A 21,903-nucleotide genomic window follows, 5' to 3' on the forward strand; every position below is an offset into this window, starting at 1 on the left:
GGGAACGCGCGCCGTCGTACTGGAGGGCCGCGCTGACGCTCGGGGCTTGGTGCCGCATGCGCCGCAGCGATAGGCCCGACAGCCGCCGGCGCGCAGGGCGAGTCTTCCTGGTGACGTGCGGCACGGCGAGCTTCTACCCTCTACGCGAGAGTCGAGAACCGCAGGCAGTTGTACGCATTGGGCTTCACGTGGGTCGCAGCTTCTGACCCCACGACACTCCGGGCCGCACCGACGACGAGCGCGGTCGGAGTGCCTCTCTTCCGAGCGCCCCGGCTCAGTACATGAAGTTCAGCGCCGCGATGTCCGTCGAGGTGAACTCCCCGTTCGTGCCCAGGGGCACGCAGGTGTTCATGATGGACCCACCCGGCGTCGCGCTGGAGGGTGTCCCGGGGATGAGGATGGCGCCTCCCGGGTTCGCGCCCTCGCGCACGGGCGTGCCGCCGCAGCTGATGGCGGTGTTGTAGAAGTCCGTGTGGCGAAAGCCAATCGTGTGGCCAATCTCATGCGTGAGGACGTGCTCGATGACATCCAGCGGGTACGTGGACAGGCCCGTGCCGATCCAAATGGTCGGATAAGGCAACCCTCCGGAGGGATAGCCGCTCGCCCCGCTCGGGCCGCTGGGGAGCGTGGAGTTGACGACCACGTTGATGGTGGCGTGGCTGCCGGGCGGACACGCCGAGGGGTCTGTGAGGCACGGATTGGCGGTGTAGAACGTAAGACGAAGCCCCAACGCGTTGTAGTTGGCGACGGCCTCCGCCAGGCCCGCGGCAATCGTCGACGCGATGGGTGACGGGAGCTGGACCGTGACCTTCCTCACCGCGCTGGAGACCAAGTTCGTCGTCCGGTAGTGCTCCGCCTTCGAGCCTCCCGTGTCGAGCATCTCCCGTGAGGCCTCGAGACTCACCACCGCGTCGCCCCCTACCTGGACGACGCCGTCGACCACCTGGATGTCTTCGCCCCGGAACCCCGCCGCCACCAGGTTCTCGACCGTCTCCAGCGTCTCGTCCGCGAGCACCGGCTCGACATCCCCACAGCCGGCCATCCACGCGCAGCAAAGCCATGCAGCAGCAATCGCCTTCTTCGCCATCGACTTCTCCCGGTCAGCGTTCGAGGTGGGCGTGCCATTTACAGAGGCACGGCATCAATCCAAACCGACGGGCCACGGGAAGTCCACCAGCGGATGGACGCAATCGCAGACGCGCAGGCCGGGCTTTGACCCAGGCAACGCCATGTCACCATGTGCCCGCGGCAAACGCCCATGGCGGGCAGAGGAGACACCTGTATGAACTGGCTCGATTTCCGTCGTCTCACGCGCGCGGGCTCCTGGAGCCTCGGCGCCCTTCTCACGGTGGCGGGGCTCTCGACGGGCTCGCTACTCTTGTCCCCGGCCGAGGCCTCGGCCGATGACACCAACCCCTGTCCCTTCTCGGACGTGCTCTGCCTGTTCGATGGAGAGGACTACACCGGCGCGGTGTGGAACGTCCGGGCCTGGCCTCCGGGCACGTCCACCTGCGTGGGCCTGCCCGAGCACGGCTGGGAGGGTCGCGCCGAGTCCGCCATCAACCGGGGCACCCAGAACGCGTACCTGTTCCCCAACGAAGACTGCTCGGGCTACCCCGTGACGCTCCTGCCGGGCGAGTGGCTGAGCCCGCTCGAGTTCGCGCCCAAGAGCGTCTTCGTCTTCTGAATCGGGGAGGCGTGCGCCAGGGACGAAGTCGCCGCCCTGGCGCACCGCCTCACGACGACGCTACTCTGCGGAGACGTCCTGGGCGGCGCGCTCCCACGAGGCGTCGACGTCCTCGGAGGACATCAGCACCTCCTCCTCGCCCTCCCCGTCCACCAGGTACGGCGTGCACGTCCCCGGCTGGTGGTACTCGGTCTGCCACCTTCCGCAGTTGATGATGCGCGTGGTCCAGGGCACGGCGCACGTGGTGTCACACGCCTCGAACTCCTCGCAGATGACATCACAGTCCGGCGGCAGCGCCAGCGCCGACAGGGGGGACAGCACGCACGCCGCGAAACCCGCGAGCAACGTCTTCGACATGAGCTTCATTGGGTCCTCCAGGGTGAAACGTCGAGTTGAACCAATCAAACACGCCCCAGCGGGACGGAACTCACTGCTCGGCGGCATCCTGCTCGGAGCACTCCCAGGCCGCATCCACCTCGTCGGTCTCCTCGGACGAGAACAGCGGCTCCTCACCTGCCTCCGCCGTCAGGCCCGGCGCGCACGCCGCGCCCGGGTCGTAGTCCTCGACCCAGACGCCGCACGACACCACCTGCATGGTCCAGGGAATGGCGCAGACGATCCGACACGGCGTGGTGGCCACACAGCGGACATCACAGTCCGGCGGCAGCGCCAACGCCGAAAGGGGGGCCAACGCCAACGCCGCGAACAACGACTTCGAGATGCGGTTCATGAAGCCTCCAGAACGACACATCGGATTCGGACATGCCGTGTCACGTCACACGGCGGCGGGACTATCCACCCCAGGCCGGGAAACATCAAAGACAGTCGCGCCGGGTCGGACACCACTCCCCAGCATTGATACAGGGCAACGACAGACGCGGCCCTGGCGGTTCCGTCCCGCCGCAAGACTTCACCCACGCGGCAGTTCCCCCGGCCCCACCCACCAAGCACAGTCACCCCGGGATGACGCAACACGTCGTAAGTCTTTCGGAATCCGGCCGCGTCGACCCTGTTGACACACCGCCAACAGCGCTCCAATATCCCTTTCATCGAAGTGATGAGGCCCCCACCATGAGCTACCAACACATCCGGACCTCGGTCTCGGACCGGGTTGCCACTCTCGAGCTGAACCGTCCCGAGGCGCGAAACGGCTTCACCATCACCATGGCGGACGAGCTGGCGGACGCGCTGACCCAGGCGGACGCCAACGAGGACGTGCGCGTGGTCATCCTCACGGGGGCCGGCAAGGACTTCTGTGTGGGCGCGGACCTGAGCGGCCTGTCCTTCGAGGTCGCCAACGGAGGCCTGCCCGAGCCGGGGTGGGTGGAGCCCGCGACGCGGGTGACCCGCCGCCTGTTCTCCCTGCGCAAGCCCGTCATCGCCGCCGTGCGGGGCGCCGCGGTGGGCGTGGGCTCGACGATGCTCCTGCCCGCGGACTTCCGGCTGGCGGCCAAGGACAGCCGCTTCGGCTTCGTCTTCAGCCGCCGGGGCATCTACCCGGAGGGCGGCTCCAGCTGGTTCCTGCCCCGACTGGTCGGCATGGGCCGCGCGCTCGACTGGATGGTGAGCGGCCGGCTCATCCCCGCGGACGAGGCGCTCGGCGCGGGGCTGGTGCGCTCGCTCCATGAATCCGACGAGGTCCTCGGCGCCGCGCAGGCGCTGGCGCGCGAGCTGGTGGAGTCCACCGCGCCCGTGTCCGTGGCCGTCATCCGTCAGTCCCTCTACCGAATGAGCGCCCTGCCCAGCCCGGAGCAGGCCTTCTCCCTGGACAGCCAGCTCATCGCGAGCCTGGGACAGAACCCGGACGCCGTGGAGGGTGTGATGGCGTTCCTCCAGAAGCGCCCCCCCGCCTTCACGCGCACCGTGGAGCAGGACCAGCCGGCCTTCCTGCCGTGGCGGGAGCACAAGTCATGAGCCCCTCCCCCGCCCCCCGCTGGAAGCGCCTGGAGCCGGACGAGCGCCGCGAGCAGATCCTCGAGGTCGCGACGCGTCTGTTCGGTGAGCGTCCCTACGCGGACGTCTCCACCACGGACATCGCCAAGGAAGCGGGTGTCGCCCGCGGCCTGCTCAACCACTACTTCGGGCAGAAGCGCGACTTGTACCTCAAGGTCGTCAAGCGCATGCTCCTGATGCCCGGCCTGGAGGAGAAGGTCAGCAACACGGGCACGCTGCGCGAGCGCGTGGAGCGCAGCGTCCGGTGGTACCTGGACACGGTGGCCACCCACGGCAAGACGTACGTGGCCGTCACCGCGGTGGGCGGCATCGGCGCGGACCCGGAGGTCGAGCGCATCATCTCCGCCGCGGACGACGTGGCGGCGGCGAAGACGCTCGAGTTCCTGGGGCTCAAGGTGGAGGTGGGCAGCGACGCGCGTCACCGCGCGATGATGCGCTCCTACTCCGGCATGGTGAAGGCCACCATCCGCGAGTGGATTCGCGGCGGGACGCTCACGCGCGAGGAGGCGCACCTGCTCTTGAGCGAATCGCTCATCACGCTCGTTCGCGACGTCATCCCCCAACTGAAGAACATGCCGCCCCGCGCGGAGCCGGAAGCCACGCCCGCTCCGTCCGAGGGTCCGAGCGACAAGGAGTCCTGATGAGCCAGAAGCCTCTGTCGGGACGCACGTTGTTGATGTCCGGAGGAAGCCGCGGAATCGGCCTCGCCATTGGCGTCGCCGCGGGGAGGCTGGGCGCCAACGTGGTGCTCCTGGCCAAGACGGACACGCCCGACCCCAGGCTCCCGGGGACCGTCCACACGGCGGCCGCGGACATCGAGGCCGCCGGAGGCCAGGCGCTCGCGGTGGTGGGCGACGTGCGCGAGGAGGCGGACGTCCAGCGCGCGGTGGACCAGGCCGTCAAGCGCTTCGGCGGCATCGACTTCTGCGTGAACAACGCCAGCGCGCTGGCGCCGCTGAAGACAGACGAGCTGCCCCTCAAGCGGTTCGACCTGATGCAGCAGATCCAGGTGCGCGGCACCTTCCTGCTCACGCGCGCCGCGCTGCCGCACCTCAAGCGCTCTGCGCACGCGCACATCCTGTCGCTGTCGCCGCCCGTCAACCTGGCGCCGCACTGGCTGGGCAAGCACCCGGCGTACACGGTGGCGAAGTATGGGATGACGCTCCTGACGCTGGGCTGGGCCGCGGAGTTCGCCGAGGCGGGCATCGCCGCCAACGCGCTGTGGCCGCGCACGCTCATCGCCACCGCGGCGGTGAAGAACCTGCTCGGCGGGGATGACTCCATGCAGCGCGCGCGCACGCCCGACATCATGGCGGACGCGGCGGTGGCCATCCTCCAGCGCAAGCCGCGCGACTGCACCGGCCACACCTTCATCGACGAGGACGTGCTGCGCGCCGAGGGCGTCACCGACTTCAGCCGCTACGGGGGCGGCGACGACGTCATCCTCGACCTCTACGTCGACCCCTGAGGAGCACCCCACACGCCGCATCCGCAGTCGCCGCGAAACCAGACGCAGGAGGAGTCCATGGGTACGTCGCTCGCAGACCTGGAGGCGCAGTGCCAATCCCTGGCGAACAAGCTCACCCTGCCGCTCTTGCTCAAGCGCAACGCGGACGAACTGGCGGACGAGCCGGCGCTCACCGCCGGTGACACCACGCTCACCTGGGCCCAGATTCGCGCCCGCACCGCGGCGCTGAGCCGGGGCCTGGGCGCGCTCGGGCTCCAGCGCGGCGAGCGGATGATGATCATGATGTCGAGCCGGCCCGAGCACTGGCTCATCGACTACGCCGCGGCCCACCTGGGCGCCATCCCCTGTACCGCCTATCAAACGCTGAGCACGGAGCAAGTAGGCTACGTCGCCCAGCACAGCGCGGCCACGGTGGTGGTGCTCGAGGGCGCGGAGGAGGTGGCCCGCTGGCGCCCCATCCTCAAGTCGCTCTTCTCCCTCAAGCGCATCGTCGTCATCGACGCAGCGGCCGTGCCCGCCGGAGACGCGCTCTATGTCTCCTTCGCGCAGTTGGAGGCGGACGGCGCGGCGCTGCATGAGCAGGCGCCGCAGGTCTTCGAGGACACCTGGAAGCCCATCCGTCCCGAGGACCCCATCGCGATGATGTACACCTCCGGCACCACCGGAGACCCCAAGGGCGTGGTGCTCAGCCATCGCAACGCCTTCTACGAGGCCATCTGCGTGGACGCGGTGGTGCCCACGCCCATGCGCGCGCCGTCCATCGCCTACCTGCCGCTGGCGCACATCGCCGAGCGCGAGCTGGGCCTGTACCGGATGCTCTTCAAGGCGCTGCACGTGCACGTCTGCTCGGACCCGGCGGGCGTGGTGCCGCTGATGGCCAAGGTGCGCCCGCCCGCCTTCTTCGGCGTGCCCCGCGTCTGGGAGAAGCTGGCCGCGGGCCTGCGCGCGAAGCTGGGCACGCTGGAGGCGCCCCGCCGCGACGCCATCATGGGCGCGCACGCGCTCGCGCTGGAGGCCTTCCGCCTGGAGGGCTCCGGCCAGAAGGTGTCCGAGGAGCTGGCCGCCAAGGTCGCCGTGGCGGAGGAGAAGGTGCTCAAGCCCCTGCGCTCCACGCTGGGCCTGGACGCGCTCCAGTGGGCCAGCAGCGGCTCCGCGCCCATCCCCGTGGAGGTGCTGGAGTACCTGGGCGGCTTCGGCATCCGCGTGCTCGAGGTGTGGGGCATGAGCGAGACAACGGGCTGCGCCACCATCAACCTGCCCACCGACTTCCGCGTGGGCTCGGTGGGCCGCCCCGTCCCCGGGCTCGAGCTGAAGCTCGCCTCCGACGGTGAAATCTTCGTGCGCGGCCCCGTGCTGTTCATGGGCTACCTGGCGGGGGACGGGCGCATCGTCAGCGCCACGGACGAGGACGGGTGGCTGGCCACCGGTGACATCGGCACCATCGACGCCGAGGGCTTCCTCACCATCACCGACCGCAAGAAGGAGCTCATCATCACCTCGAGCGGGAAGAACATCGCCCCGTCCCGCATCGAGGGCTTGCTGCGCGCCCACCCGCTCGTGGGCCAGGCGCTCGCGATTGGCGATGGCTGGCCGTATGTCACCGCGCTCATCTGCCTGGACGCGGAGGTCGCGCCCGTGTGGGCCAAGGCCCGGGGCCTGCCGCCCATGTCCGTGGCGGAGCTGACGAAGGACCCCGCCATCCGCTCGGAGCTGGAGGCGCTGGTGGCCTCCGTCAACCAGCGGCTGTCGCGCGCCGAGCAGGTCAAGCGCTTCGAGGTCGTCAACGAGACGTGGTCGCCGGCGACGGGCGAGCTCACCCCCACGCTCAAGCTCAAGCGCCGCGTCATCCTCCAGCAGTACGCCGAGCGCATCGCCACCTTCTACGAGAACGCCTGAGCCCTGCCGCCATGCACGCCAGAACCCCCGAGCAAGCCTCGTTCGCCGCGTCCATCGATGCCTTCTGCCGCGCCAGGACGGGCACCCGCGCCCAGCGCGACGCCTTGACGCAGCACGGCGTGGAGGCGCACAACGTCGAGCTGTACGCGCAGATGGCCGAGCTGGGCTGGCTCGGCGTGGGCATCGACGCGGAGTACGGCGGCTCCGGCGGCGGCATGTCGGAGATCTGCCTGTTCGCGGAGCGCACCGCCTACGGGCTCGCGCCGGTGGGCGGCTACGTCACCACCGCCGTCGCGGCCGGGCCCTACGCGAGGTTCGGCACGCCCGCGCAGAAGCAGAAGGTGCTCACGGGAATCACGCAAGGGCGGGTGGAGGCCATCTCCATCTCGGAGCCCGGCGCGGGTTCGGACGCGGCGGCCATCACCTGCCGCGCCGAGCGCGCCTCGGGCGGCTTCGTCGTCAACGGCCAGAAGACGTGGTGCTCCAACGCGCACATCGCCGACCACCTGCTGCTGGTGGCGAGGACGCGCGGCGCGGGCCCGGGCTCGCGCCACGAGGGGCTCACCATGTTCTGCGTGCCCACGAGCACGCCGGGCGTGGAGATTCGCGGCATCCCCACGCTCAACGGCAAGGAGGTCAACGACGTCTACTTCACCGACTGCTTCCTGCCCGAGGACAGCGTGGTGGGCGTGGTGGACCAGGCGTGGCCGCAGCTGATGTCGGGGCTCAACAGCGAGCGGCTCATCCTGGCGGCGACGATGCTGGGCCGGGGCCGGCGCGCGTTCGACGACGCGGTGGCGTACGTGAAGGACCGCCAGCAGTTCGGCAAGTCGGTGGGCTCGTTCCAGGCCCTCAAGCACCGCATCGCGGACCTGGCGCTGGAGCTGGAGTGCAGCGAGCTGCTCCTGTACCGCGTGGCGCAGATGGCGGACGAGGCCCCGGAGAAGATGCTCCCGCGCGAGGCCTCCATGGCCAAGCTGAAGGCCACCGAGACGGCCAAGCGCGTGGCGCTGGAGGGCGTGCAGATGATGGGGGGCTACGGCTACGCCACCGAGTTCGATATGGAATCGCATCTGCGTGCCACGGTGATTTCCACCGTCTATGGTGGCACCAGCGAAATCCAGCGGGACATCATCGGCAAGACGTTCGGACTCTAGACAGCAGTCACGACAGCGCGGAGACAGACTATGACGGCACGTCCTCGGTGGAGCTCCGACGAGCTCGAGCAGGTGCGCGGCCTCGCGGCCACCTATTTCACGAAGGAGGTCCTCCCCAACGTGCCCAAGCACGTGGCCCAGGGCTTCCCGGACAAGGCGCTCTACCGCCGGGCGGGCGAGCTGGGCCTTCTGTGCATGTCCATCCCGGAGGCATACGGCGGCGGCGGCGGCACGTTCGCCCACGAGGCCATCCTCCTGGAGGAGCAGGTGCGCGCCGGGGACCCGACGATGGGCTTCGCGGTGCACTCCACCATCGTCGCGCACTACGTGCTCGCGTACGCCTCCGAGGCCCAGAAGCTCAAGTGGCTGCCCAAGCTCGCCAGCGGCGAGTGGGTGGGCGCCATCGCCATGACGGAGCCGGGCACGGGCTCGGATCTGCAGGCCATCTCCACCCGCGCGGTGCGCGACGGCGACTTCTACAAAGTGAGCGGGTCCAAGACCTTCATCTCCAACGGCCGCGTCTGTGACTTCCTCATCATCGCGGTGCGCACCAGCGACGTGAAGGGCCATGCGGGCATCTCCCTGTTGTGTGCCGAGGTCTCCGACACCACGCCCGGCTTCGAGCGGGGCCGCATCCTGGAGAAGCTGGGCGGCCACGGGCAGGACACCACGGAGCTGTTCTTCGACGAGCTCCGGATTCCGGCCGTCAACGTGCTGGGCGGCGAGGAGGGCTCGGGCTTCATCCAGCTGATGCAGCAGCTGCCCCAGGAGCGGCTGGCCACGGCGGTGCTCGCGCAGGCGAGCATCGAGCGGGCCGTGGCGCTCACGGTCGACTACACCAAGCAGCGCCAGGTGTTCGGCAAGCCGCTTTTCGCTCTGCAGAACACGCGCTTCGAGCTGGCGGAATGCGCGACGCTGGGCCGGGTTGGACGGGCGTTCCTCGACGAGTGCGTGGAGAAGCACCTGGCGGGGGAGCTGGACGTGGCGTCCGCGGCCATGGCCAAGTACTGGCTGACGGACCAGGCGAGCAGCGTCGCGGACCGTTGCCTCCAGCTTTTCGGAGGGTATGGGTACATGAAGGAATACCCCATCGCTCACCTGTTCGCGGATACTCGCGTCATGCGCATCTTCGCCGGCGCCAACGAGGTCATGAAGGAACTCGTCGCCCGTTCGCTGTAGACCACTCCCACACCGAATCCCAAGGAGGCTCCCGGTGAGCCAGGAAGCATTCATCTTCGACGCCGTCCGTACACCTCGCGGCAAGGGCAAGAAGGGCGCGCTGCACGGCATCAAGCCCATCTCCCTGCTGGTCGGCCTGGTGGACGCCCTCAAGAAGCGCCACCCCGGCCTGGACCCCCAGCAGATCGACGACATCGTGCTGGGCATCGTGTCGCCGGTGGGCGACCAGGGCGCGGACATCGCGCGCACGCTGGTGCTGGCGGCGGGCCTGCCGGAGACGGTGGGCGGCGTGCAGCTCAACCGCTTCTGTGCCTCCGGCCTGACGGCGGTGAACATGGCCGCGCAGCAGGTGCGCTCGGGCTGGGAGCACCTGGTCATCGCGGGCGGCGTGGAGAGCATGTCGCGCGTGCCCATGGGCTCCGACGGCGGCGCGTGGGCCATGGACCCGGCCACCAACTACGACACGTACTTCGTGCCGCAGGGCATCTCCGCGGACCTCATCGCCACGATGGAGGGCTTCACCCGCGAGGACGTGGACACCTACGCCGCGCAGTCGCAGGCGCGCGCCGCGAAGTCCTGGGCGGAGGGCTACTTCAAGAACTCCGTCATCCCCGTGGTGGACCAGAACGGCCTGGTGGTCCTGGAGCGCGACGAGCACCCGCGCAAGGACACCACCGTCGCCTCGCTGGGGCAGCTGAGCCCGTCCTTCGCCGCCATGGGCGAGATGGGCGGCTTCGACGCGGTGGCGCTGCAGAAGTACCACATGGTGGAGCGCATCGAGCACGTGCACACCCCGGGCAACTCCTCCGGAATCGTGGACGGCGCGGCGCTGGTGCTCATCGGTTCGGAGAAGGTGGGCAAGTCGCTGGGGCTGACGCCGCGCGCGCGCATCGCCGCGGTGGCCACGTCCGGCTCGGACCCGACCATCATGCTGACGGGGCCCATCCCCGCCACTCGCAAGCTGCTCGACATGACGGGCCTGTCGGTGAAGGACATCGACCTGTTCGAGCTCAACGAGGCCTTCGCCTCCGTGGTGCTCAAGTACCAGAAGGACCTGGGCATCCCGAACGAGAAGATCAACGTCAACGGCGGCGCCATCGCCATGGGGCACCCGCTGGGCGCCACGGGCGCGATGATCCTGGGCACCATGGTGGACGAGCTGGAGCGGCGCAAGGCGCGCCGGGCCGTCATCACCCTGTGCGTCGGCGGTGGCATGGGCGTGGCCACCCTCATCGAGCGCGTCTGACCTTTCTGCGCATCCCCTTTCGACCAAGATTCGAGCAAACCCCATGAGCGAGCAGAGCACCATCCGCTGGGACAAGGATGCCGACGGCATCGTCACCTTGACGCTGGATGACCCCCACCAGTCCGCCAACACCATGAACGCCGCGTACATCCAGTCGATGCGCGCGACGGTGGACCGGCTGGTCAAGGAGAAGGCGGACATCAAGGGCGTCGTCATCACCTCCGCGAAGAAGACCTTCTTCGCCGGCGGCGACCTGAACGACCTGTTGAAGATCCGCAAGGAGAACGCGAAGCAGGCGTTCGAGCTGGGCCAGGAGCTCAAGGCGCAGCTGCGCGCGCTGGAGACCCTGGGCAAGCCCGTGGTCGCCGCCATCAACGGCGCGGCGCTGGGCGGCGGCCTGGAGATCGCGCTCGCCTGTCACCGCCGCATCGTCGCGGACGTGAAGGGCGCGCAGATTGGCCTGCCGGAGGTCACCCTGGGCCTGCTGCCCGGCGCGGGCGGCGTGGTGCGCACGGTGCGGATGCTGGGCATCGTGGACGCGCTGATGAAGGTGCTTTTGCAGGGACAGCGCTACCGTCCCCAGGAGGCCAAGGAGGTGGGCCTGGTGCACGAGGTGGTGGACTCGGTGGAGGCGCTCATCCCCGCGGCCAAGGCGTGGGTGAAGGCGAACCCGAGCTCGCAGCAGCCGTGGGACCAGAAGGGCTACAAGATTCCGGGCGGCACGCCGACGTCCCCCGGGCTCGCGGCGAACCTGCCGGCCTTCCCCGCCAACCTGCGCAAGCAGCTCAAGGGCGCGAACATGCCCGCCCCCCGCGCCATCATGGCGGTGGCGGTGGAGAGCACGCAGGTGGACGTGGACACCGCGTTCACCGTCGAGTCGCGCTACTTCACGGAGCTGGCGACGGGTCAGGTCGCGAAGAACATGATTCAAGCGTTCTTCTTCGACATGCAGCACATCAACTCCGGTGGCGGCCGGCCCAAGGGCTATCCGCAGCACACGGCGAAGAAGGTGGGCATCCTGGGCGCCGGCATGATGGGCGCGGGCATCGCCTACGTGTGCGCCAAGGCGGGCATCGAGGTGGTGCTCAAGGACGTGAGCGTCGCCGCCGCGGAGAAGGGCAAGCAGTACTCCGTGAAGCTCGTGGAGAAGGCGCTGGAGAAGGGCAAGACGACGAAGGAGAAGGGCGACGCGCTGCTCGCGCGCATCACCCCCACCCAGGACGCCGCGGCGCTCAAGGGCTGCGACCTGGTCATCGAGGCCGTGTTCGAGGGCGTGGAGCTCAAGCACAAGGTCTTCCAGGAGGTCCAGGACGTGGTGGCGCCCGACGCGGTGCTGGCGTCCAACACGTCCACGCTGCCCATCACCCTCCTGGCCGAGGGGGTGAAGCGCTCCGAGGACTTCGTGGGCATGCACTTCTTCTCCCCCGTGGACAAGATGCCGCTGTTGGAGCTCATCGCCGGCAAGAAGACGAGCGACGCGACGCTGGCGAAGGCCATCGACATCGCGGTGCAGATCGGCAAGACGCCCATCGTCGTCAACGACAGCCGGGGCTTCTTCACCAGCCGCGTCATCGGCACGTTCCTCAACGAGGCCATCGCCATGGTGGGCGAGGGCATCTCCCCGGCGTCCATCGAGCAGGCGGGCCTGCAGGCGGGCTACCCCGCGGCGCCCCTGGCGCTCATGGACGAGCTGACGCTGACCCTGCCGCGCAAGATTCGCGAGGAGACGAAGGCCGCCGCGGTGGCCGAGGGCAAGCCGTGGGCGGACCACGGCAGCTACGCCGTCGTCGACTCGCTCATCGACCAGCACGGGCGCAAGGGCCGCTCCACGGGGGCGGGCTTCTACGACTACGTGGACGGCAAGCGCGCGGGACTGTGGTCGGGGCTGGCGAAGCACTACACCAGGCCGGGCACGACCATCCCCTTCGAGGACATGAAGGACCGGATGCTGTTCGCGGAGGCCATCGACACGGTGCGCTGCTTCGACGAGGGCGTGCTGCGCTCGGCGGCGGACGCCAACATCGGCTCCATCCTGGGCATCGGCTTCCCGGCGTGGACGGGCGGCGTGGCCCAGTTCATCAACGGCTACGAGGGGCCCACGGGCACGGGCCTCAGGGGCTTCATCGCCCGCGCGAACGAGCTGGCGAAGCGCTACGGCAAGCACTTCGAGCCGCCCGCGTCGCTCATCCAGAAAGCGGAGCGAGGTGAGCTCCTGAAGTAGCCGCGCATCGCCTTTCGCAAGGAGAAGTCCATGGTCCAGAGCTCCAGTCGCCTCGCCGCCGTACCGCCTCCGCTCGACGCGGGGGCGCTCGTCGAAAAGCAGCGCGCCTATTTCGAGTCTCGCGTGACGCTCCCGCTCGAGTGGCGGCGGGCGCGGCTGGAAGCCCTGGACCGGGTGGTGCGCAAGTACGAGGCGGAGATCCTCGCCGCCCTCAAGGCCGACCTCTCGAAGAGCGCCGAGGAGGCGTATCTGACGGAGGTCGGCAGCATCTATGGAGAGATAAAAGGTGCGCTCAAGCACCTGAAGTCGTGGATGAAGCCGCGCCGGGGCTCGGCGCCCATCGTCATCCAGCCGGCGCGGGCGTACCAATACTCGGACCCGCTGGGCGTGACGCTCATCATCGCGCCGTGGAACTACCCGTATCAGCTGTCCATCGCGCCGCTCGTCGGGGCGCTCGCGGCCGGGTGCACCGCGGTGCTCAAGCCCAGCGAGCTGGCGCCAGCGACGTCGGCGGTGCTGGCGAAGCTCCTGGGTGAGGCCTTCTCCCCGGAGGTCGTCGCCGTGGTGGAGGGCGACGCGGACGCCAGCCGCGAGTTGCTGGCGCAGCGCTGGGACCTCATCTTCTTCACCGGCGGCACCCAGGTGGGCCGCGTGGTGGCCGAGGCCGCCGCCAAGCACCTGACGCCCACGGTGCTGGAATTGGGCGGCAAGAGCCCCTGCATCGTCGACCGGAGCGCGGACCTGGAGGTCACCGCCCGGCGCATCGCCTGGGGCAAGTACCTCAACGCGGGCCAGACGTGCATCGCCCCGGACTACGTGCTGATTCCTCCCGAGCTCAAGGCGCCCTTCACGGAGCTGGTGAAGAAGGCCGTCACCCAGTTCTACGGCCAGGACGCGCGCCAGAGCAGCGACTACGGCCGCATCATCAGCCCCCGGCACTTCGAGCGCGTCCGCGCGCTGGCCGGGCACGGCAAGGTGGCCTTCGGGGGCGAGCACGACGCGGATAGCCGCTTCTTCGCCCCCACCGTCATCACCGACGCGCCCCTGGCCAGCCCGCTGATGCAGGATGAGATCTTCGGTCCCCTCCTCCCGCTGGTGGATTGCCCGAGCATCGACGAGGCCATCCGCTTCGTGCGCTCGCGCCCCAAGCCGCTCGCGCTCTACAGCTTCTCCAAGGACGCGGCCGTCAACGAGCGGGTCCTGACGGAGACGTCCAGCGGCGGCGCGGTGGTCAACGACGTGTGCGTGCACTTCGCGGCGGAGGGGCTGCCCTTCGGCGGCGTGGGCGAGTCCGGCGTGGGCGGCTACCACGGCCAGGCCAGCTTCGATGCCTTCAGCCACAAGAAGAGCGTGGTGAAGCGACCCTTCCTGCTGGACCTGGCGATGCGCTACCCGCCGTACGTGGGCAAGCTGGGCCTCTTCAAGCGCCTGATGTAGCCCGACACGACGAGGCCGCCGGGACGCTGCTCCCGACGGCCCGGTTTCCTCCAGGCCTCTCGCGGACGGGCACCCTGCCCCGCCCGCGCGAGGCCTTCGTCGTCACAGCGTCTTCATGTACTCGATGATGGCCCAGCGCTCGCTGTCGGTGAGCGACTGGGTGAAGTCGTGGCCCTCGTTGCCGAGCCCGTACAGGTGCGAGTTGAAGATCATGCGCGAGCGGATCTGCTTCTGGGTGATGGGCGGCGGCGACTGGTAGGCCAGCGAGTTGTAGTTGGCGACGGTGTTGGCGATGTTCGCGAACAGGACGTCGAGCGTGGCCATCTCCTGGCTGCAGGGGATGAAGGGGTCATTGGCCGGGCGGTCTCCGCAGGCCAGGGCCTGCACCTTCCAGCCGAGCTTGTTGAAGTCGTACGCGGCGAAGCTCATGTCGTAGCCGGCGTTGGAGCCCAGCGCGTTGCCGGAGACCTGCTGGCGCTTCCAGACCTTGGGGCGATCCGAGGGCTTGAGCACATCCCACAGCGTGGGGACGCTGGAGTTGTGGAAGTACGGCGCGGAGGCCCAGGCGCCGTAGAGCGGCGTGGCGATGTAGCCGAAGGGCTTGATCCAGATGTTCGGCCCCTCCGGCGAGTAGATGGGCCCGGTGCCCCGGTCATACGCGGCGCGCGGCACGCGGCGCAGGGCGCTGGTGATGGGGTCGTCATAGAAGGGTCCGTGGTCCGGGTGCTGGTCGTTGTAGGCCAGGAAGGACGTGTTCCAGGCGCGGCGCTTGCGCTCGTCCGCCATCAGGTCCTTGCGGGCCGGGTCCGTGCGGATGGTCTCAATCGGGGTGATGACGCCGGAGATGCCCTTGAGGCGCGGGTCCGGGAGGAAGGCGGGGTTGGCGGCGTGGCGCGGCGAGTAGACGCCGTGGCAGCTCGCGCAGGAGCCGTTGCCAGCCTGCTTGGGAATGTTGGCGTTGGCGCCGTTGGCCCACAGGTCGCGCTCGTGGAAGAGGATGGCGCCCTGCTCCGCCAGGGCCGTGTTGATGGGCTTGGGATAGGTGGGCGGCGACAGGGAGACGAAGAAGTTGTCGTTGTCCTCGAACTCGGCGGTGAGGGCGCGACGTTCGGGGGCGGAGCGGGTGATGTTGGCGATGCCGAACGCCATCTCCGAGCGGACGTTGTCGGACGTGAGCGCGCCGTCCCAGAACTGGCGCGTCTTGAAGGCGCGGTACCACCAGTTGGGGGCGCGCGACATGCCACCCGCGTGGGTGGGGAAGTACTCGAGCAGGCTGGGCGCCAGCGACATGGCATCCATGTCGAAGAGCGCGGGCAAGAGGTCCACGATGCCAATGGCGTCGCTCATGCCGCGCCCGACGCTCCACGGCACCGGGACGATCTGGAAGATGTTGCCCACCACGGTGGAGCGGAACATGTCGGACTGGATGAGGCCCGCGTCGATGGCGTCACTGGAGCGGCCCCACAGGAAGGACGACTCCGAGTCGCCCCCCAGCTTCGAGTCATGGCAACCCGAGCAGGAGGAGGCGATGGCGCCCGTCCAGCGGCCGTTGGCGTCGCGCTCCTGGACCATGCCGAGGGGCAGCTGCCCGCTCCCGCCGTTGGTGAGGTTGGGGTTCTCCCAGGGGTACGGATAGGGATTGCGGAAGGGGGCCTTCGCCAGGCCGAAGCGCTTGATGATCTGCTCGTCGAAGTCCGACGGGCGCAGCGGGTAACCCCACAGCGTGTACATGAAGTAGTACGCGGACGCCGTGGTGAACGGCTGGAAGTAGGCCCGCGTCTCGATGTTCTTCTTGCCGCGGGCGACGCTGGCCCGGAACTCGCCACATGTCTTGGGGTTGGGCGGCAGGTTGGAGATGAACGGCGGCGGCGGGGTGTGCAGGTCCACCCAGAAGGCGTTGAACTGCACCGCCGCGCCCGGCTTGTTGACGCCCGGGACGACGAGCGTGCGCGGGTCCACGGGTAGCAGCGTGGAGTCCGGCTTCCCCTCACAGGCCGCCGCGAACGGCGCTCGCAAGGGGGTGCTGTCCAACAACGGCAACTCCGCGGCCGCGGCCTGGGTCACTCCCAGGGCCGCGACGAAGACACTCGACAAAGCCAACGAACCACTGCGGTGCAGTCGCATGAGCGGGCCCTCCTCCGCTTATTAGCAGGGTGACAACAAGACACTTTCTATGCCTGTCAGTGAAGCGTCTCAATACGCGTCGCGTCACCCCGTGACTGCCAATTGCCAATAAGGCCTCCTCGCCGGCCGAGCGGGTCCCGGAGGCAATCACAACCAAAACAACGACACGGCAAAGAGAGACTCCACCTGAAAGACAGCCACTTCTGTCCATCAGCCGACAGGGCCTGGGCGGACGGCTGGCGCCTCAGGACAGCTCCTCAATTCGTGCATTCCAGGTCATAATGAGAGGACCGCCACGAAGGAGGCTCGCGATGTTCGACGTCATGCAGGTCGCAAGGCAGCTCAAGAGCGCGGTGCTGGCGGACCCCGAGCGTTTCTACTCGAACGAGACGGGTGCATGGGTGGCAGGGCTGCCCAGACCACAAGAGATTCGCGTCGTCACGGGGCGGGAGCCCTTCTGGATCAACCTGGGCTACTGGCGTGACGTGGAGCGCGTGGACGAGACGAACTGCGAGCGCGTCGGGGATTTGTTCAAAGCCGCACAAGCGCAGATGGCCCATCTGCTCGCGCGCACGGCGCGGCTGGGCGAGCGGGACGTGGTGCTCGACTGCGGGTTCGGCTACGCCGACCAGGACATCCTCTGGGCGGAGGAGTACCGCCCCGCCCGAATCGTGGGCATCAATGTCACCCCCAATCAGGTCCGCGTGGGCAAGGAGCGCGTGAAGCTGACGGGGCTGGAGGACCGGGTGAGGCTGGAGGTGGGCTCAGCCACCCAGATTCCCTTCGGTGACGGCGAGTTCGACGTCGTCTTCGCGCTGGAGTCCGCGATGCACTTCCGCACGCGCGGCGACTTCCTGCGTGAGGCCTTCCGGGTGCTCAAGCCCGGCGGGCGCCTGGTGATGGCGGACATGTGTCAGAAGACGGACCGCGAGTCCGGCGCGGGCCTGCGCCGACGACTGCGGCACCGGTACTGGCGCGGACGGATTGCGTTTCCGGAGGCCAACGTCTGGACGACGCAGCGCTATCTCACGGAGCTGAACGCGGCCGGCTTCCACCAGGGGAAGCTGGAGTCCATCGCGTCGGACGTCTACCCGGCCGTCAACACCGCGCTGGCCGCGCTCCGGGGGATGACGGCCGCGGAGCGTCAGCCCGGCAGCGTCACCGTGGCGAAGGTGCGCGAGGACGTGCGGCGCGCCCGCCAGATGGAGTTCGAGCAGCTCCAGTGGCTGACGCTGTTCAACTGCGACGAGTACGCGGTGGTCAGCGCCGAGAAGCCCTGACGCCCACTCGCCCGGAAGTCGCTGGAGGACTTCCGGGCGGGCACCCCGCCTCAGGCGAGCGAGGCGACGTAGAAGTGCGTCGGCAGGTGGACGACGAGCGCCTCGTGAATCTCTCCGCAGACGGCCAGGCCGTCGCGCGGGAAGATGCCGGGAGGCGGCGTGGCGAAGCGGATGGAGGAGCGGCCGCTGTCGAAGATGGTGGCCGCCGCGGTGAAGTCCCCGACGATGACCTGCCCGGGGTCCACCATGCGCGCGCGGGCGATGCGCACGCCCATGCTCGTCAGGTCCGACAACAGCCCGCCCTTGCCCACGAAGTAGCGGTAGTAGTCCGCCGGGTTGACGAGGATGCCGTCCGCGCTGCCGCCCATCTGCTCCACCCTGTCACACGCCGCCAGCAGCGAGGACACGGGGTCCGAGCGCGCCGGCAGCCGCGTGATTCCCGGCGTCTCCAGCAGGCCCCGCACGCGGTCTCCACCCCGCCCCCTGGCGAGCGCCTGGTTCTCCGCGGTGCACAGCCGCACGAGCAGCCGGAAGTCGATGAACGTCGCCAGCGTCTCCGGGTCGTCCAGGAGCGCGGGCGGGACTTGAATCCACGCCGTGGTGGGCTTGAGCGTCGCGAGGTCCGTGTGGAACTCGAACGCGGCCTCGGGGCGCAGGCCCACGTCCTCCACCTGCACGGTGGGCGGCGACTGGGGCGGCGTCTCGTGCCAGTACTTCACCTTGCCGCCCTCGGCCTTCACCACCTTGAACAGGCCGCGCACCGCGATGCGCGGGCGCCGCTTGAAGCCCGGGAAGGCCTCCGTGATGGTGTGCGAGAACTCCACCGAGGCCTTCGCGCCCTGCGTGGCGACGGCCTGGGCGAAGACCCTTCCGGGTGAGAGGAGCGGCTGCTCCGGGGATTCGTTCGTGCTCATGGCGCCCCCGGGCCTACTCGCCCCAGTCCTCCTCGACTTCGGGCGCTTCCTCGAGCCGGAGCGGATTGAGGCCGACCACCTCGAGCTCTCCGTCACAGCCCGAGCACGTCAACACCTCGCCCTGCACGCGGCCCTCGGCCTCGATGGGCTCCGAACACGTGGGACAGCGGGCCTGCCCGGTCGATTCCGACTGCTTCGTCAGTGCATGCATGCCCTTGCTCCTCTTTTGCTGAATCGGCGCAGTGTGTGAGTCTTCATTCCAGTCGTCAAGACAAGCCCTGAAACACAAGTGAGTGCAGCAAGGCCACATTTCTCAGGTATTTCGGCACGGCGTATCGACGTGCTCACGCGGACACACTCCGAGGGAGTGTGCGGGCGTGGGAACGTTCCAGCGCGTCACGCAGGAGCGTGACGAGGGTGTGAACTCCCGGGGCGCGCAGCAACGCGTAGTGGTCACCGGGCAGCGTGTGGACGACCGCGCCTCCCCTGGCGAGCAGCTCCCATTCGTGCGCACGAGGTGACTCGGCGGATTCGATGGAGACCAGCGCTCCCGGGTAGGGCCTGGGCACGTAGCGCCAGGCCGCGCGGAGGTTGGACTCGAACACGGCGCGCAGGGCGACGAGCCCTGTTTCAGGGAGCGCCGAGACACGGCGCGCCGCGTCCTCCAGCACGCCCAGCGACTCCTCGGGGGCAAGGCTCGCGAGGACGTCTTCCGAGCACGGCAGCCAGGCTCCCGCCGAGCGCAGCACGTCCCGGAAGAAGAGCGCGCCCAACCGCGCGGGTTCGAGCCAGGACGGGTCCACCGCTCCTTCCGCGTGGGCCCGCGCATAGGTGTCGATGAGCACCAGCAGGTCCACCGACTCTCCGCGCGCCTGGAGCTGCTGGGCCATCTCGAACGCGAGCGTCCCGCCCAGGGACCAGCCCCCGAGCAGGTAGGGGCCCTGTGGCTGCACCGCGCGAATCGCGCGCAGGTAGCGCTCCGCCAGGGCCTCCACGCTGTCGAGCGGCGCGGTCTCCCCATCGAGGCCGGGCGCCTGGAGGCCGAAGAAGGGCTGGTCCGCGCCCAGCAGGTGCGCGAGCTCCGCGTACGCGAGCACGGTGCCGCCCACGGGATGGACGCAGAAGAAGGGGCGCTTCGTCCCGCCGCGCAGTTGGACCAGGGGCGAGCTGGCCGCGGGCGCGCGACTCGATACCAGGGCCGCGATGCGCTCCACCGTCGCGCCCTGGAAGAGCGCGGCCACGGGGAGGGCTCGGCCCGTGAGTTCACGAATTCGCGCGAGCAGGCGCATGGCCAGCAACGAATGGCCACCCAGCTCGAAGAAGTCATCGCGGATGCCCACCGGGTGCACGCCGAGCGTCTCCTCCCAGGCCCGGACGAGCTGGAGCTCCAGTGAGGTCCTCGGAGGAACCCGGGGCGCCGTGTCCCGTCGGGTGACGTCCGCGTCCGGCGTGGGCAAGGCCCGGCGATTCACCTTGCCGCTGGGAGACAGGGGCAGCGAGTCCAACATCACGAAGTGGCCTGGAACCATGTGGTCCGGCAGCCGCTCCTGGAGGAAGGCGCGCAGGGCGCTCGACTCGGGCTCCGCGCCGTCCGTGCCCACGACATAGGCCACCAGCCGCGACAGCCCCGAGCCATCCGCGCGCGCCTCCACCACGCAGTCCTTCACCGAGGGATGGTGTGCGAGCGCGGCTTCCACCTCCGCGAGCTCGATGCGGTAGCCGCGCACCTTCACCTGTGCGTCGCGTCGGCCGAGGAACTCGAGGGTGCCGTCGGAGAGGTAGCGCGCGAAGTCTCCCGTCCGGTACACCCGTGAGCCTGGAGCAAGGCCCACCGGGTCCGCGACGAAGCGCTCCATCGTCAGGTCCGGACGGTGGAGGTAGCCGCGCGCCAGCGCCGCGCCGCCGAGATACAGCTCGCCGGGGACACCCGGAGGAACCGGAGTGCCTCGCGCATCGAGCACGTGCACACGCGCATTCGAGATGGAACGACCGATGGGCGGCAGGTCCGGCCAGGACGCGGGGTCGCCCTCCAACGTGTGGGCCGTCACCACGTGGGACTCCGTGGGCCCGTAGTGGTTGTGCAACACGCAGCCCGGCAGGCGGCCGATGAAGCGCCGCAGCGCGGGTGTCACTCGGAGCTGCTCTCCGGCCGTGATGATTTCGCGCAGTCGACCCGGCGCCAGCCCGTCCCGGTCCGCCACCTCGGCGAGGTTCTGGAGCGCGACGAAGGGGAGGAACAGCCGCTCGACGCCATGCTGCTCCAGGTGCTCCAGCAGGGCACGTGCGTCCAGCCGCAGCTCCTCGGGGATGAGCACCAGCTCCCCGCCGGCCGCCCAGGTGGAGAACAGCTCCTGGAAGCAGACGTCGAAGCTCAGCGCGGAGAACTGGAGCGTGCGCCCCTGTGGCAGGCGCGAGGCGCCGAGCTGCCACTGCACCAGGTTGAGCAGGGGCCCATGGGGCATGGCCACGCCCTTCGGGCCTCCCGTCGAACCCGAGGTGTAGATGACATAGGCGAGCGACTCCGGCCCCGCCAGTGGCGGGAGGTCCTCCGGGTCCTCGTCCTCGAAGCGCGCCGCCTCCGTGTCGAGCAGCAGCAGCTGTGCCGCCCCATCCGGCACGAGGTCTGCGAGGGAGGACTGCGTGAGCAACCACGGCGCCCTGGAGAAGCGGAGCATCCACGCCAGTCGCTCGCGCGGATAGGACGGGTCCAACGGGACGTACGCGCCACCCGCCTTGAGGATGGCGAGCACACCGACCGCGAGGTCCAGGGAGCGACGGACGCACAGCCCCACCGGCACATCGGGGCCCACGCCTTCCCTGCGAAGGAGTCTCGCCAGTCGATTCGCGCGCTGGTTCAGCTCGCCGTAGGTGAGCACGTGCTCCCCGAAGCGGACCGCCACCGCGTCGGGAGTGCACTCGGCCTGCTCCTCGAAGAGCGCGTTCACCCGGCTCACGGAGGCAAGTGGCGCCTCGGTGGCGTTCCACTCCACCAGCAGCCGGTGCCGCTCGGACTCGGCGAGCAGCGGCAGCGTCTCCACGTCCTGCGCGGGCTGGGCGAGCGCGGACTGGAGCAACCGGAGGTAGTGCCCCGCCATCCGCGACACCGTCTCCTCGTCGAACAGGTCCGTGTTGTATTCCCAGGACGTCACCAGCGACTGGGGCTGTTCCTGGACGAACAGCGTGAGGTCGAACTTCGACATGCCCGGCTCGAAGGCGAGGCTCTCGACGCCGAGCCCCTGGAGCGACACCGGCACCGTGGGGCCCGGCATGACGAACATGACCTGGAAGAGCGGTGAGCGGCTCAAATCCCGGCTCGGCTGCAGCGCGTCCACCACCTGCTC

At 69.2% G+C, this 21,903-nt stretch carries 18 protein-coding genes; 11 read left to right on the plus strand and 7 right to left on the minus strand.

Features of this window, described 5'->3' with window-relative positions; genetic code table 11:
- Positions 1-274 precede the first annotated feature (274 nt).
- Positions 275-1,087, minus strand: a complete 813-nt coding sequence (locus K8640_RS41640; RefSeq protein WP_223752159.1) for a M57 family metalloprotease — start codon at positions 1,085-1,087, stop codon at positions 275-277.
- A gap of 195 nt (positions 1,088-1,282) precedes the next feature.
- Here K8640_RS41640 and K8640_RS41645 point away from each other — a divergent pair, with 195 nt between their 5' ends.
- Positions 1,283-1,687 (plus strand): peptidase inhibitor family I36 protein, encoded by a 405-nt coding sequence (locus tag K8640_RS41645; RefSeq protein WP_223752160.1) that lies wholly within the window; start codon positions 1,283-1,285, stop codon positions 1,685-1,687.
- Between the two features lie 60 nt (positions 1,688-1,747).
- Here K8640_RS41645 and K8640_RS41650 read toward each other — a convergent pair whose 3' ends face one another.
- Together K8640_RS41650 and K8640_RS41655 are read right to left on the minus strand one after the other, a co-directional pair.
- Entirely contained in the window at positions 1,748-2,053 is a 306-nt protein-coding gene (locus tag K8640_RS41650) for a hypothetical protein (RefSeq protein ID WP_223752161.1), read from the minus strand.
- A gap of 61 nt (positions 2,054-2,114) precedes the next feature.
- Complete coding sequence (locus K8640_RS41655; RefSeq protein WP_223752162.1) at positions 2,115-2,417, minus strand: hypothetical protein; 303 nt, start codon at positions 2,415-2,417, stop codon at positions 2,115-2,117.
- A gap of 341 nt (positions 2,418-2,758) precedes the next feature.
- Here K8640_RS41655 and K8640_RS41660 point away from each other — a divergent pair, with 341 nt between their 5' ends.
- From K8640_RS41660 to K8640_RS41700, 9 genes are read left to right on the plus strand one after another with little or no spacing between them, the layout of a single operon-like run.
- A complete protein-coding gene (locus K8640_RS41660) occupies positions 2,759-3,601 on the plus strand; it encodes an enoyl-CoA hydratase-related protein (RefSeq protein WP_223752163.1) in 843 nt (280 codons plus the stop codon).
- Entirely contained in the window at positions 3,598-4,281 is a 684-nt protein-coding gene (locus tag K8640_RS41665) for a TetR/AcrR family transcriptional regulator (protein WP_223752164.1), read from the plus strand. The genes K8640_RS41660 and K8640_RS41665 overlap by 4 nt, the downstream gene beginning before the upstream one ends.
- On the plus strand, positions 4,281-5,108 hold the full coding sequence (locus K8640_RS41670; protein ID WP_223752165.1) for an NAD(P)-dependent oxidoreductase: 828 nt from the start codon (positions 4,281-4,283) through the stop codon (positions 5,106-5,108). Before K8640_RS41665 ends, K8640_RS41670 begins: the two co-directional genes overlap by 1 nt.
- A gap of 57 nt (positions 5,109-5,165) precedes the next feature.
- Complete coding sequence (locus K8640_RS41675) at positions 5,166-7,004, plus strand: long-chain fatty acid--CoA ligase (protein WP_223752166.1); 1,839 nt, start codon at positions 5,166-5,168, stop codon at positions 7,002-7,004.
- An 11-nt stretch (positions 7,005-7,015) separates the two neighbouring features.
- On the plus strand, positions 7,016-8,161 hold the full coding sequence (locus tag K8640_RS41680) for an acyl-CoA dehydrogenase family protein (RefSeq protein WP_223752167.1): 1,146 nt from the start codon (positions 7,016-7,018) through the stop codon (positions 8,159-8,161).
- A gap of 30 nt (positions 8,162-8,191) precedes the next feature.
- Positions 8,192-9,340 (plus strand): acyl-CoA dehydrogenase family protein, encoded by a 1,149-nt coding sequence (locus tag K8640_RS41685; protein ID WP_223752168.1) that lies wholly within the window; start codon positions 8,192-8,194, stop codon positions 9,338-9,340.
- Between the two features lie 34 nt (positions 9,341-9,374).
- Complete coding sequence (locus K8640_RS41690; protein ID WP_223752169.1) at positions 9,375-10,586, plus strand: acetyl-CoA C-acetyltransferase; 1,212 nt, start codon at positions 9,375-9,377, stop codon at positions 10,584-10,586.
- A 43-nt stretch (positions 10,587-10,629) separates the two neighbouring features.
- Positions 10,630-12,807 (plus strand): 3-hydroxyacyl-CoA dehydrogenase NAD-binding domain-containing protein, encoded by a 2,178-nt coding sequence (locus K8640_RS41695; protein ID WP_223752170.1) that lies wholly within the window; start codon positions 10,630-10,632, stop codon positions 12,805-12,807.
- Between the two features lie 30 nt (positions 12,808-12,837).
- Positions 12,838-14,244, plus strand: coding sequence for an aldehyde dehydrogenase family protein (locus K8640_RS41700; protein WP_223752171.1), 1,407 nt, complete (start codon positions 12,838-12,840; stop codon positions 14,242-14,244).
- 102 nt (positions 14,245-14,346) lie between these two features.
- Here the strand turns inward: K8640_RS41700 and K8640_RS41705 are convergent, their stop codons facing one another.
- On the minus strand, positions 14,347-16,368 hold the full coding sequence (locus K8640_RS41705; RefSeq protein ID WP_223752172.1) for a hypothetical protein: 2,022 nt from the start codon (positions 16,366-16,368) through the stop codon (positions 14,347-14,349).
- A gap of 311 nt (positions 16,369-16,679) precedes the next feature.
- Here K8640_RS41705 and K8640_RS41710 point away from each other — a divergent pair, with 311 nt between their 5' ends.
- Positions 16,680-17,648: a cyclopropane-fatty-acyl-phospholipid synthase family protein gene (locus K8640_RS41710; RefSeq protein ID WP_223752173.1), complete on the plus strand. Its 969-nt coding sequence runs from the start codon at positions 16,680-16,682 to the stop codon at positions 17,646-17,648.
- A gap of 50 nt (positions 17,649-17,698) precedes the next feature.
- Here the strand turns inward: K8640_RS41710 and K8640_RS41715 are convergent, their stop codons facing one another.
- The 3 genes from K8640_RS41715 to K8640_RS41725 all read right to left on the minus strand — a co-directional run.
- Positions 17,699-18,562 (minus strand): family 3 encapsulin nanocompartment shell protein, encoded by an 864-nt coding sequence (locus K8640_RS41715; protein ID WP_223752174.1) that lies wholly within the window; start codon positions 18,560-18,562, stop codon positions 17,699-17,701.
- Positions 18,563-18,575: 13 nt separating this feature from the next.
- Entirely contained in the window at positions 18,576-18,773 is a 198-nt protein-coding gene (gene lysW / locus K8640_RS41720) for a lysine biosynthesis protein LysW (RefSeq protein WP_046714639.1), read from the minus strand.
- Between the two features lie 133 nt (positions 18,774-18,906).
- The coding region (locus tag K8640_RS41725) for an amino acid adenylation domain-containing protein (RefSeq protein ID WP_223752175.1) at positions 18,907-21,903 on the minus strand (2,997 nt) is incomplete at its 5' end.

This window comes from Myxococcus sp. XM-1-1-1 (assembly GCF_020037095.1).
Lineage (GTDB): Bacteria > Myxococcota > Myxococcia > Myxococcales > Myxococcaceae > Myxococcus > Myxococcus fulvus.